General features: G+C 62.7%; 9 protein-coding genes. 3 read left to right on the forward strand and 6 right to left on the reverse strand.

Going from position 1 to position 12,266, the window contains the following annotated elements; genetic code table 11:
- The first annotated feature begins 47 nt into the window (after window positions 1-47).
- Window positions 48-1,220: a cupin domain-containing protein gene (locus tag MGMSRV2_RS04025; protein ID WP_024079061.1), complete on the forward strand. Its 1,173-nt coding sequence runs from the start codon at window positions 48-50 to the stop codon at window positions 1,218-1,220.
- Window positions 1,221-1,303: 83 nt separating this feature from the next.
- Here MGMSRV2_RS04025 and MGMSRV2_RS04030 read toward each other — a convergent pair whose 3' ends face one another.
- From MGMSRV2_RS04030 to MGMSRV2_RS04055, 6 genes are all read right to left on the reverse strand, one after another.
- Window positions 1,304-2,197, reverse strand: coding sequence for a phosphoribulokinase (locus MGMSRV2_RS04030; RefSeq protein ID WP_024079062.1), 894 nt, complete (start codon window positions 2,195-2,197; stop codon window positions 1,304-1,306).
- 89 nt (window positions 2,198-2,286) lie between these two features.
- Entirely contained in the window at window positions 2,287-3,672 is a 1,386-nt protein-coding gene (locus MGMSRV2_RS04035) for a ribulose-bisphosphate carboxylase (protein ID WP_024079063.1), read from the reverse strand.
- Window positions 3,673-3,821: 149 nt separating this feature from the next.
- Window positions 3,822-5,171 carry an oxygen-independent coproporphyrinogen III oxidase gene (gene hemN, locus MGMSRV2_RS04040; RefSeq protein ID WP_024079064.1) on the reverse strand — a complete coding sequence of 450 codons (1,350 nt, stop codon included), beginning with the start codon at window positions 5,169-5,171 and terminating at the stop codon, window positions 3,822-3,824.
- An 85-nt stretch (window positions 5,172-5,256) separates the two neighbouring features.
- Window positions 5,257-5,685, reverse strand: coding sequence for an LWamide neuropeptides (fragment) (locus tag MGMSRV2_RS04045; protein ID WP_024079065.1), 429 nt, complete (start codon window positions 5,683-5,685; stop codon window positions 5,257-5,259).
- A gap of 49 nt (window positions 5,686-5,734) precedes the next feature.
- Window positions 5,735-8,182 (reverse strand): nitrate- and nitrite sensing domain-containing protein, encoded by a 2,448-nt coding sequence (locus tag MGMSRV2_RS04050; protein ID WP_024079066.1) that lies wholly within the window; start codon window positions 8,180-8,182, stop codon window positions 5,735-5,737.
- Window positions 8,183-8,217: 35 nt separating this feature from the next.
- Window positions 8,218-10,635: an ATP-binding protein gene (locus MGMSRV2_RS04055; RefSeq protein ID WP_158497730.1), complete on the reverse strand. Its 2,418-nt coding sequence runs from the start codon at window positions 10,633-10,635 to the stop codon at window positions 8,218-8,220.
- A gap of 306 nt (window positions 10,636-10,941) precedes the next feature.
- Here MGMSRV2_RS04055 and MGMSRV2_RS04060 point away from each other — a divergent pair, with 306 nt between their 5' ends.
- Together MGMSRV2_RS04060 and MGMSRV2_RS04065 are read left to right on the forward strand one after the other, a co-directional pair.
- On the forward strand, window positions 10,942-11,379 hold the full coding sequence (locus MGMSRV2_RS04060) for an RrF2 family transcriptional regulator (RefSeq protein ID WP_024079068.1): 438 nt from the start codon (window positions 10,942-10,944) through the stop codon (window positions 11,377-11,379).
- Between the two features lie 101 nt (window positions 11,380-11,480).
- Entirely contained in the window at window positions 11,481-12,263 is a 783-nt protein-coding gene (locus tag MGMSRV2_RS04065) for a response regulator (protein WP_024079069.1), read from the forward strand.
- The last annotated feature ends 3 nt before the right edge of the window (window positions 12,264-12,266 follow it).

Here is a 12,266-nt window from a genome sequence, read left to right on the forward strand (position 1 = left end):
ATGCGAAGGGGGGCTTTTAGCCCCTCTTTTTTTTCCGGGGGGGGGAAATGCAGGAATTGAGTTTCAAGGGGGCGATTGCGCCGATCACGCCCCATGAGTTTTTGGCGGAGTACTGGGAGAAGAAGCCGCTTTTGGTCAAGCGGGCCGCGCCGGGCTTCTATCGCGACCTTCTGTCCGTCCAGGCCATCGATCAGGTTCTGGCCATGCCCGGCCTGCACCGCCGCGATATCCGCGTCGCCAGGGGGACCGACCCCCTAGCGGTGGAGGAATACGCCGACAAAGACGGCTTCATCAATGCGGCGTCGCTATCGCGGCTGTTCACGGACGGCTTCACCATCATCCTCAACACCCTGAACCTGAAGGTGCGTCCGCTGGCGGAAATCTGCCGCGCCTTCGAGCAGGTTCTGAGTATTCCCTGCCAGACCAATATTTATTACACCCCGCGCCTGGCCCAGGGTTTCAAGCCCCATTACGATTCCCACGATGTCTTTGTTTTTCAGGTCGCGGGGCGAAAGCACTGGCTGGTCAACGACACCCCCGTCGAACTGCCGCTGCGCGGCCAAGGCTTTGAGGCGGGCCTGTACGAGCCCGGTGATGTCACCATGGAGTTCGACCTGGAACCGGGCGACCTTCTTTACATCCCTCGCGGCGTCATGCACGGTGCCCGCACCTCGGATGAAGTCTCTTTGCACATCACTCTTGGCGCCCTGACCACCAGTTGGGCCGAGGTTCTGCTGGAGGCGGTGGCGGCGGCGGCGTTAACCGATGTGGAATTGCGCCGTAATCTGCCGGCGGGCTACGCCTTGCCAGGGTATGACGCTCAGGCGGCACGTCAAACCTTCGCCTCGCTTCTCAACCGGGTGGCGGAAAATATCGATGTGGAAAGCATCCTCGATGTCTACCGGGGGGCATTGCAGGCCCGTCGCCGCCCTTATCTTGAGAATTCGGTTACCCGGCTTGATGGCCTGTCGCAGATCTCGGCGGCGGACAGTGCCGAGCCGGTCCCCAACCTGCTTTACAGCCTGACGGAAAGCGAAGGCCGCGCCAGCTTGGCCTGTTTCGGTCGCACCATCACGGTTCCGGACTTTGCGGCTCCAGCCCTGGCCCATGCCGTGAAAGGCACTCGGTTCCGGGTGGGGGAACTGCCCGGCCTGGACGAGGCCGGGTCGGTGGCTCTGGTCCGTCGCCTGGTTCTGGAAGGCGCGGTCCGGCTGGTGTGATCAAGAACAGGCAATTAAAAATCCGGCGTCCTGGTGGCCCAGGACGCCGGTAGTGCGACTCCCCCGTCGGGTCAGGCGGACATTCAGCCCATCAGGGACTTCCTGTCCTCCATGATCCGGCGAAGGATCGGGGTAAGGATCAATTCCATGGCCAAACCCATCTTGCCGCCGGGGACGACGATGGTGTTGCGGCGGCTCATCCACGAATCCTTGATCATCTGCAACAGGAAGGGGAAGTCGACGCGGAAACGGTCGGGCTTCCTGAAGCGGATCACCACCAAGCTTTCATCGGCGGACGGGATGTCGCGGGCGATGATCGGGTCCGAGGTGTCGACGATGGGCACACGCTGGAAGTTGATATCGGTCAGCTTGAATTGCGGCACGATGAAGTGCACGTAATCGTGCATGCGGCGCAGGATGGTTTCCATCACCGCCTCTTCCGAATAGCCGCGCATATGGGTGTCGCGGTGGATTTTCTGAATCCATTCCAGGTTCAGCACCGGCACCACGCCGATTTTCAGGTCGGCATGTTGGGCGACATTGTTTTCCTTGGTGACGATGCAGCCATGCAGACCTTCATAGAATAACAAATCGGTGTTTTCCGGCACGTCTTCCCAGGGGGTGAACTCGCCTGATTTGACGTTGTGCTGGGCGAAGCGGGTCGCTTCCTCGTCGTTATGGACATAGAAGCGGCGTCTTCCGCGTCCGGTATCGCCATAACGCTGGAACAATTCCTCGAGTTCGCCGAACAGGTTGGCGGTGGGGCCGAAATGGGAAAAGGTACGGTTTCCGGCCTTTTCCGCCTCGGCCATGGTTTTCTTCATGTCCACCCGGTTATAGCGGTGGAAGCTATCGCCCTCGACGATGGCCGGCTTGATGCCTTCGCGCCGGAACATGTGTTCAAAGGCTTCCTTGACGGTGGAAGTACCGGCCCCGGATGATCCGGTGACGGCGATGATGGGATGCTTCCTGGACATGATACGGGCCTTCCTCTCTCTCCTGATCGGAGCAGGGGGCGGGCTTGTGGGCCGCCCGCTCTTCCCTTACCCCATTTTTATTTGCCGCTCTAGCGCACCTTCAGTTTGTCGCGCCAGCCCGGATACAGCGCGTCGGCATCCTGGGGGAAGCTTTCAAAGGCGCCTTTCAACTCGGGGTGTTCCTGGGCGAAATCCACCAGATTGATGCCGCGCACCCAGGCTTCGTGCGCCAGGCGCAGGGATTTCGCCCCCACCGTGCCGCCGGCCTTGTGGCCGAAGGCGCCGCCGCCCGAGGTCTGGATGACGTTGGAATGGCCCAGATTGTCGAAAAAGCCGGGCAGCCGCAAAGCATTCATGCCGCCCGAGATGATCGGCGTCGTCGCCTTGATGCCCTGCCAGTCCTGGCGGAAGTACAGGCCGTCGGCGACATCGCGTTCCAGCATGTAGGCGACCATCTTCTCGTCCTTGTCGCCTTCCATCTTGCCATAGCCCATGGTGCCGGTATGGATGCCCGACGCCCCTTGCAGGCGGGCCATCTTCATGTGGGTCAGCACCGAATAGCCGCGCTTGGACTGTTTCGAGGTGACGGCGCCGTGGCCGGCACGGTGGTAATGCAGGAACTGATTGGGGAAATAGCGTCGGGCCAGGGTGATGGCGGAGGGGCCGCCCACATAGCCATCGACCAGGAAGGCGACGCGGTTGGCGTTTTCGCCGAAGGTTTCCAGGATCATCTCGCCGCGCTTGATCATCTCGAACGGGTCATCGGCGGTGATGTTGGCGGAAAACAGCTTGGCCTCGCCGGTTTCGTCCTGGGCCCGGCGCAGGGCGTCGGCCACCAGCGGGATCACTTCGCGCATGGGGGCGAAGACCTGATTGCCCTGGGGCTCGTCGTTCTTGATGAAGTCGCCGCCCAGCCAGAACTGATGGCAGGCATCGGCGAACGGCTTGGGCCGCAGGCCCAGCTTGGGCTTGATGATGGTGCCGACCACCATGCCGCCATTGACCTGGGGACGGCCCAACACCCGCCACATATCGGCGATGTTCATGGCCGGGCCGTCGAACAATTGCAGCATGGCCGGCGGCACCCAGAAATCGTGCATCTTGGCGTATTCGACGTCGCTCATGCCCTGGTTGTTGCCGATGGTCAGGGTCAGGAACGACACGATCATGGCCCGACCGTCGATCAGGTTGCGGTCGAACAGGTCGTTGGGATAGGCGATCTTCATCAGATGATCGCCGTTCGCCTGCTCGGTCACCTCATAGACCAGGGCGTCGACGCCGCGGGTGAAATCGTCGGTGGTGCACACCTCCACATTGGTGCCGGTCGAGGATTCGGCGGCGAAATGGGCGGCGGTGGCGATGGGTTCGTAGCCGGCCTTGGGCTTGAAGATATAGGCGCACAAGACATGACGGCCCTGGGCCATCAGCTCGGCTTCGTTAAGGGCCAGGTTGCAATAGCGCTTGGACTGGTCCATTTGATCGTTCCCTCTGACATCTTGTTGATGGCGTTATTGACCACAAGATGGCAGGGGACAAGAAAACTCGGAACACCCGGGTGGGGAGGGCGGAAAAATGACATGGGTGGGGGATTTTCCACCCGCGCGCAGTGGGCGCGGGTAGGTAATCACACCGCCTTCGAGTGGCGCTGTTCGCCTTTCTTCAGATATTTGTCGAAAATGGCGGCGGCGGCGCGCACCAGGGTGCGACCGTCATCGGTCATGACGATGTGGCGCCCGTTCAATCGGGCCAGCCCGTCTTCCATCATCGGCGCCAGCTTGACCAGATCGTCGTCGAATTGCGCCGGGTCGGCGTTGTGGCGGGCACAGACCGCGTCCACGTCCAGTTCCAGGTCGCACATCAGGCTCATGATCAGATCGCGGCGCAGATGGTCGTCGGCATCCATGGCCACCCCGCGTGAGGTGGCCAGCCGCCCGGCGCGGATGGCGTCGAGATAATGGTGGGTTTCGCCCACATTGGCGACGTAGCCTTGGGGCAGCGAGCCGATCCCCGAGGCGCCCAGGCCGACCAGCACATCGGCGCTGTCGGTGGTGTAGCCCTGGAAATTGCGGTGCAGCCGCTTTTCGTTGAGCGCGATGGCCAGCGGGTCGTCGGGGGCGGCGAAGTGGTCGAGGCCGATCTTCACATAGCCCAGATCCTCCAGCCGCTTGGTCCCCAATTCGTACTGGTCCCAGCGGGTGTCGGTGTCGGGCAGGGCGGCTTCCGGGATCAGGCGCTGGTGCTTCTTCATCCACGGCACATGGGCATAGCCGAACAGGGCGATGCGCCGGGGCTTGAAGCCATGGGCCTTGTCGATGGTGTCGAGCAGGCCGTCGACGGTCTGGTAAGGCAGGCCATAGACCAGATCCAGATTGATTTCCGGCACGCCATGCCGGCGCAGCCATTCGATGACATTGGCGGTGACGTCATAGGGCTGGATGCGGTTGATGGCTTCCTGCACCTTGGGGTCGAAATCCTGCACGCCGATGGAGGCGCGGGTCACGCCGACGCTGGCCATGGCCTGGACATAGGTTTCATCCGCCGTGCGCGGGTCGAGTTCGACGGCGATTTCGGCGTCGGGCTTCAAGATGAAGTGCTGGCGCAGGGTCTCGACGGTGCGGACGAAATCCTCGGGCGTCAGGATGGTCGGGCTGCCGCCGCCGAAATGCACGTGGCGGGCCGCCATCTTGGCCGGCAGGTGCTTGGCCACCAGTTCCACCTCGGCCAGCAGGGCTTCTAGATAGGTGGCGACGGGGGCGTATTTGCGGGTGATCTTGGTGTGGCAACCGCAGAACCAGCACATTTCCGCGCAATAGGCGATATGCAGATACAGCGACAATTCGGTCGCCGGGTCAAGCTGGCTCAGCCATTTGCCGTATTGGTCCGGGCCGATGCCCGGATGGAAATGCGGCGCCGTCGGGTACGAGGTGTAACGGGGAACACGCAGGTCGTACTTGGCCGTAAGGTCGCGTCGCATCAGGGTTCTTTCCAATAAAACTGAACAAGACAGACCCTACCCCGCGGGGCGGTCCGATTTCAACAATGGGGGGTGTAGGGTTTCTCTACCGCCGCGCCGCACCCTTCAGGATATCAAAGATGATGCCCGTGGCTTCCTCGATCAGGATGATGTCGTCGCCCACGGTCTTGCGGCCATAGCCCTTGGGCAGCCGTGACAGTCGGCGCTCCAGGTCGCCGGGCAAATCACGCTTGGCCAGCCCTGGCGGCAGGGTGTCGCGTTTGGCCAGTCCTGGCGGCAGATGGTCGCGCTTGGCCAAGCCGGGCGGCATCTTCTTGCTTTTGTGGTCGTCGTCGCCGGTCAGGATGCGTCGGCCCAGGCGCAGCCAGTCGTCGATCTCGCGGCGGTCCTGGTCGGTGAAGGCGGGCGAGGCAGTCTGCACCGCCATACGGCCCAGATCGGTGGCACTTTGGGCTTGGACGATCACGGGTAAGGTCACAATCAAGGAGAAGGCGGCGGCGAGAACAATGCGCATGTCAAAGCCCTTTCCTCAGGCTGTCGGTATCAAAGCTCATGCTGGCCCATCAACGTGTCGTCATTGTGGTGGCGACGCGCAATCGGCTGGCGGGAAAGTGCAGATTGACCACGGTCCCCTGTCCCGGTGTGCTGGAAATGCTAAGGGTGCCGCCATGCATGTCCATGAACCGCCGGGCCAGGGGTAGGCCCAGGCCGGCACCATCGAAACGGCGCGACAAACTTGACTCGGCTTGGCCGAACGGGGCCATGATCTTGGTCATGTCATCGGCATGGATACCGATACCGGTATCGCTGACCACGATGTCCAGGCCGTTTTCATCGGTCTTGGCGGTTACCGTTACCCTGCCGTCGGCGCTGGTGAACTTGACGGCATTGGACAGGATATTGGCGATGGTCTGCTTGATGCGCCGTTCGTCCCCCATCAGCCAGGGCAAGCCGTCGGGGATCTGTTCGCCAATGCGCAGGCCGGCGGCCTTGGCCCGTTCGCCCACCAATTGCACCGAGGCGCGGATGGTCTGACCCACGTCCATCTCGCTTTCCATCAGGGCGAAGCGCCCCACTTCCAGCCGCGCCACGTCGAGGATGTCGTTGATCAGGGTCAGCAGATGGCGGCCAGATTCGTTGATGTCGTGGGCGTAGTCGCGGTATTGCTTGGTTTCCACCGGTCCCAGCAATTCGTTTTCGATGATTTCGGAGAAACCGATGATGGCGTTCAGGGGCGTGCGCAATTCGTGGCTCATGGTCGCCAGGAATTCGGTCTTGGCCCGGTTGGACAATTCCGCCGCCTCGCGCGCTTCGGCCATGGCCAGCTCGGCCTGCTTGCGGGTGGTGATGTCGTGCAGGGCCAGCAACGCCGACATCTCGCCGTGCGGGGTGTCCACCGGGGTGATGCTGAATTCGTAGGTTTTGCCGTTCAGGTCCGACACCCATTCGCCTCTTGTGGCGGTGTTGTCGTCGCCCAGATTGGCGATGGCCGGCTGAAAATAGTCGATGGTGCGCACGCCCATGACCGGGCCGAATGTGTCCACCAGGGCTGGATTGGCATATTCAAAGCGGCCATCGGTGCTGACCAGGGCGATCAGATCCTTGGTCGAGGCGAAGATGCGGCGCAGGTTGGCGTGTTCCAGTTCCAGGGCCAGGCGCAGGCTGCGGATTTCGGTGACGTCTTCCTTGAAGGCGATGAAGCTGTCGACCTTGCCGTCGCCATCCTTGACCGGGGCGACGGTCATGGATTCCCAATAGACGCTGCCGTCCTTCCTTTGGTTGACGATTTCGCCGCGCCATTCCTGGCCGGCGCTGATCGACGCCCACAGATCGGCGAACACCTCGGGCGGGGTCTGGTCGGAGCGCAGCATGCGCGGCGAATGGCCCAGCACTTCGTCGCGGTGATAGCCGGTCATGGCGGAGAAGGCGGGGTTGATGTATTCGATCAGTCCCTGGGCGTCGCTGATCAGCACCGAAACCGGGCTTTGCTCGACGGCGCGGAACAGCTTGCGCGCCTCTTCCTCCCACAACACGGCGCGGCGTTCGCTGCGGCGCAGGGATTCCAGGCTGAGGCCGACCAGGATGATCACCCCCAGCACCACCAGGAAAAAGGTGAAGCGGGTGGCTTTCAAATTATCCTGGATGACCTTTTCCATGTCGGCGGCCATGCGGTCTTCGGTGCGGGCATAAAGCTTCAAGAGCGCCACATGGGCTTCGTCCCACGCCTTGCGGTCATCGGGGCCCAGAATTCCGGACAGCGCTTGGCGGTGCAGGCGTTCGACCATGCCGACCACCGGACCTTGGACGATTTCGTCATAGATGCGGATCTGATGGGCCGAGGCATGAACGCGGAAGGATTCCAGGTAGGCGCGGGATTCGGCGTTGTTTTCCGCCAAGGCCTGGCGATTGATCTCACCTTTTTTTGTCGTCGTGGTCAGCATGGCGCGGGCGCGACCGACACGATCCTTGACGTTGCCCAAATCCATATAGGCGGATATCACCCGCGACAGGTCGCTGGGCGCCATGGTCGCGGCCAGCGAGGTCAGGCCGGCGATGGCCCGGCTATAGCCGAAACTGGCGGCGCTGGGAGTAGCGTCATTATCCAGCTCCTGGCGCAGGATGGCCAGTTGGGCGGAATCGATGATATTGGTGTCGCCCGACAGGCGCTGTCTGATTTCCGGCATGGCCAGGGCCGCGCTCAGGGCTTTCAGGCGTTCGTCGGTGTTGAGGCGCTGGGCCTCCAGCTCATAGCGGGCCTGCAAATCATTGGGATCGACGGCGCGGGTCGACAAGATGCGCTCGTTTTCCAGTTCGCGGGTCAGCGATTGGGCGGCACGGGCGATCTGCGCCGCCACCAGAAGATCGGCGCTGTCGCGATAGGCATCCATCTTTTCTTCCACCACCCAGGCGGAAAACATCACCAGGGCCAGAATCGGCGCGACAATGGCGATGATCAGGCGGTACCGACTGAAGAGACCGGTCTGCGTATAAGGGGTGGGGGGCGAGGTCATAGTCGGAGTATCCCCCCAAACCTCGCCTCAGACAATCACGAGACTGCACCTTTTTGCGCAGCCTGGGCGATTGCCGCCAGCAAGGGCTGGGGCGAGACCGGGCGTCCCAGCAGGCCGCGGCACAATTCCAGCCGTTCCAGCCCCAGGTCCGGCGGCGGATAGCCGATCAGCAGGAACGGCGTATGGTGCAGGTGCTCTGCGTCGTCAGCGGTGAAGCCGTCGGCGGAAACCAGGGCCAGATCGAAGGGGGCCTGGGTGGTGACGGCGCGATCCGAGGCGGCACGGGCCGAATCGGCGTTGGCGACGCGGACCACCGCCGCCCCTTCCTGTTCGGTCAGCCGGGCGATCTGCGACCGTTCGGCGGTGTCGGGCGACAGCACCAGCAGACGCAGTCCCATCAAATCCACTTCCGGCACAGGGGGAGCGGTGTTGGCATCGCCTTGCCCCAACGGCAGATCGACGACAAAGGTGCTGCCCTGACCCGGCTGGCTGAAGACGTTGATCTCGCCGCCCATCATGTGCACCAGCCGATGGGTGATGGACAAGCCCAGACCGGTGCCGCCGAACATGCGCGGTGTGCTGATATCGGCCTGGGTAAAGGGCTGGAACAGCGATTGTTGCGCATGTTCGGCGATGCCGATACCGGTGTCGGCGACGATCAGGCGGATGGTGGGGCGGGCGGTGGCGCTGCCCAGATGCTGGGTGAAGACGGAAACCTGACCGGTAGGGGTGAACTTGACGGCGTTGCCAACCAGATTATAGAGGATCTGGCGCAAGCGGGTCGGGTCGCCGTGCAAGCCGGCGGGGATGGCCGGATCGTGGAAATGGACCAGTCGCAGCCCCTTGTCGCGGGCCTGGGGGGTCTCCGCCATGATCACGCCCTCCAGCAGATGAGGCAGATCAAGGGCGACGTTTTCCAGCCGCAGCCTGCCGGCCTCGATGCGGGAAAAGTCCAGTACGTCATCGACGATTTTCAGCAGCGACAGGCCGGTTTCGCGGATGGTGGCGACCGCGTGTTCCTGGTCGGCGGCCAGCGGCGATTGATGCAGGTCGCGCAGCATGTCCATGATGCCGTTCATGGGGGTGCGAATCTCGTGGGTCATGGCCGCCAGGAATGACGACTTGGCCTGATTGGCGGTTTCCGCCTGCACCTTAGCCTGGGTCAACTGATCCATGGCGATGGCCCGCTCGGCGGCGGCCTGTTGGAACTTGTCCAGCACCCGGTTGAATACCTGGGCGATCTCGGCGGCGTCGGCACCCTCGGCCTCGGGTACCACCAGCTTGGAAAACGGCGCGCCTTGCTCGTGCGCTTCCATCTGTTCCAGCAATTCATGCAAAGTGCGGCGCTTGGCCTCTTCGTGGTGGGCGCTGATTTTGGCCCGTTCCTCTTCCAGCCGCGCCTTGTCCAGCGCGTTCCGTCGAAACACCGACACCGTGCGGGCCATGGCCGCCAGTTCGTCGGGCAGGTTGGGGGCGTCGATATCGCGCGACCAGTCGCCCCTGGCTCCGGCCTCCATCACCGCGCGCAGACGCAACAGCGGCTGGCGGATGGATTGGCCGATCAGCCAACTGGCGATCACCGCCATGGTCAGCAAGATGATGCCAAGGCCGATGCCGGCCAGGGCGGTGCGCTGGGGCAGGGCGCTGGACTGGCTTTGCAGCAAGGCTTCGCGTTCATGGCCGCGGGCGATCATGCGGTCGATGGCCTGGGCCATGATTGATTGGTTGGCGTCGATGTCGCGGGCCAGGATGCGGGCACGGTCGTCGAAGGCCCGCGCCATGGTTTCGATGCCTTCATCCATGCGCACGGTGCGCCTGCCGATCACCGTCAAGGTCTCGCGCTGCAACTCGCTGGTGGCCAGTTGGGTCAGCTGCGGGATGGACTGGATGACTTGGCCCAGGGTTTCGTGCGCCGCCTCGGCCTTCAGCGGCGAGCCGCCGAAATAGAAGGTGTTGATGGCGATGATGGCGGCGATGAAGCTTTCATGCGACTTGACCAGGGCCGGAGCCAGGGGGGTGGTACGGTCGTTTTTGATGGACGAGTTGAGAATGGCGTAAAGCCCCGACATTTCGCCGGCGGCCTGGACGATGTCGGTCTCGTAGACGCGGGCGACCTCGGCGTTGATGACCTTGAGCTGCTGGAAGCCGGCGACGAAGCGCCGCGCCGCCTCGTTCAGTTGCGAGATTTCCTCGCTGGTGGCGTTATCGCGGGTGGCGGTGGTCAAGGCCGCGAACAGATCCTCGCTCCGGCGCGAGATCTCCTTCATCACCTCGTCGGTGGGGGCGTTCAGGTATTGGCGGATCAGGCTTTGCAGCCGGTTGGCCTGGGCGTCGATATCGGTCAGTTGCCGCCCGCGTTCCTGCACCAGGCGCAATTCCTCGATATCGCGGCTGACCAGCGACGCGCTCTGCCAGCCCAGCAGGCCGACGATCAGGGCGATCGAGGCATTCATGGCGATCACCAAGGGGATGCGCCATGCAATCGGTATGTGTCTGATCCACCGGCTGACGCGACCATCGGCGCCGGGATCGGCTGCCTTTTCTACCCCCACGTATTCCCCCATCGCAGCAGCCGATAGGACCATCCCCAATCATATCGGCTTCGACAGTATCAGTTGTAGCGGGCATGACCGGGGATGGAAAGCCGCTTTGTCCATTTACGCCCTTCAGCATGGGGGGCATGACGAAGGATGACTTGACCAGGATGGCGCAACCAATAGAAGATGCCTCTTAACCTTAAGGATAATACGACCAACGCCATGCGACTGACGCTTCACACGGATTACGCACTTCGGGTTTTGGTTCACGTCGGCCTGCGGGGCGGCGAACTCGTCACCATCAATGAAATCGCCGAATGCCATGGCATTTCCAAGAATCACCTGACCAAGGTGGTGCATCAATTGGGGCGTGCCGGTTTTCTGGAAACCGTGCGCGGCAAGTATGGCGGTATCCGCCTGCTGGTCGATCCCCGCACCCTGCGCCTGGGCGAGTTTGTCCGCCAGGTCGAGGATGATTTCGCCTTGGCCCAATGCATGCGGGCCAGCAATGCCGATTCCTGCCGGGTCAGCGCCGCCTGTCTGGCGCGGCGGGCCTTCGGTCAGGGGATCGATGCCTTCTTCAAGGCCCTCAACGTCCACACCTTGGCCGATATGATCGATGCCGAACGGGCACTGCCGCCCCTGTCAGCTTGCGGCTGACTTAATGTAGTGTCGTCAGCCTGCGGCTGACCTAAGCGGTATTCCGTTGTCGGGCGATCTGGTGTATCGGTGGACGTATAACCGCAATGGGGGAATGGGGAATGTCCGCTTTCGATTCGGCCGACAATGAAAACGAACGTCGGGTTATTGCCGAGTTTCTGGAAGAACTGCGCGACACCGCCAGCTCGCTTCAGGTTCTCTTGGGCAATATGCGATCCAGTTCGGTTGCCGCCGATGACGGTCTGGCGACGCTGAAGCGCGAGGCCAGCAACCTGCGCAGCCACGCCCAGGCGTTGAACGTTCCCCTGATCAAGCTGGTCACCCACCGCCTGGACGAATATGTGGGCGAGTTGAAGTCAGCCGGCCCGGCCCAGTTGGACGAGATTCAGGTGTTCATCGACCGCATCGAGAAGCTGGCCGACGGCGAGCAGGTGACCGATGGCGATGTGCCCCAGGTCATGCGTTCGTTGCCGGCCAAGCGCAGTGCCGACATCGATTTCGGTCCCATTGAACAAAAGAACATCGAAGTGCTGATGGTGGTGCCGGAAAAGGCCATGGCCCGCATCGTCGAGCGCGAGCTGGCCGCCTGCGGCTATCGCACCTCGGTGGTGCGCAATCCGTTCGAGGCGCTGGAGACTGCCGTTCATACCCGCCCCGATCTGGTTGTCGCCTCCATGGAACTGGGCATCCTGACCGGCGTCGATCTGGGTTGCGCCCTGGCCGCCATGCCGGTGACGCAAGGCATTCCGTTCGCCGTGCTGACCAGCTACAGCTGGGGCCATCCCAAGCTGGCCGGCCTGCCGCCGCGCGCGTCGCTGATCCGCAAGGGCGGGCAGTTCGGTGACGATCTGGCCGAAACCCTGTCCCGTTTCAATATCACCTGAGCA

Source organism: Magnetospirillum gryphiswaldense MSR-1 v2 (assembly GCF_000513295.1).
In the GTDB taxonomy this organism is placed as follows: Bacteria; Pseudomonadota; Alphaproteobacteria; order Rhodospirillales; family Magnetospirillaceae; genus Magnetospirillum; species Magnetospirillum gryphiswaldense.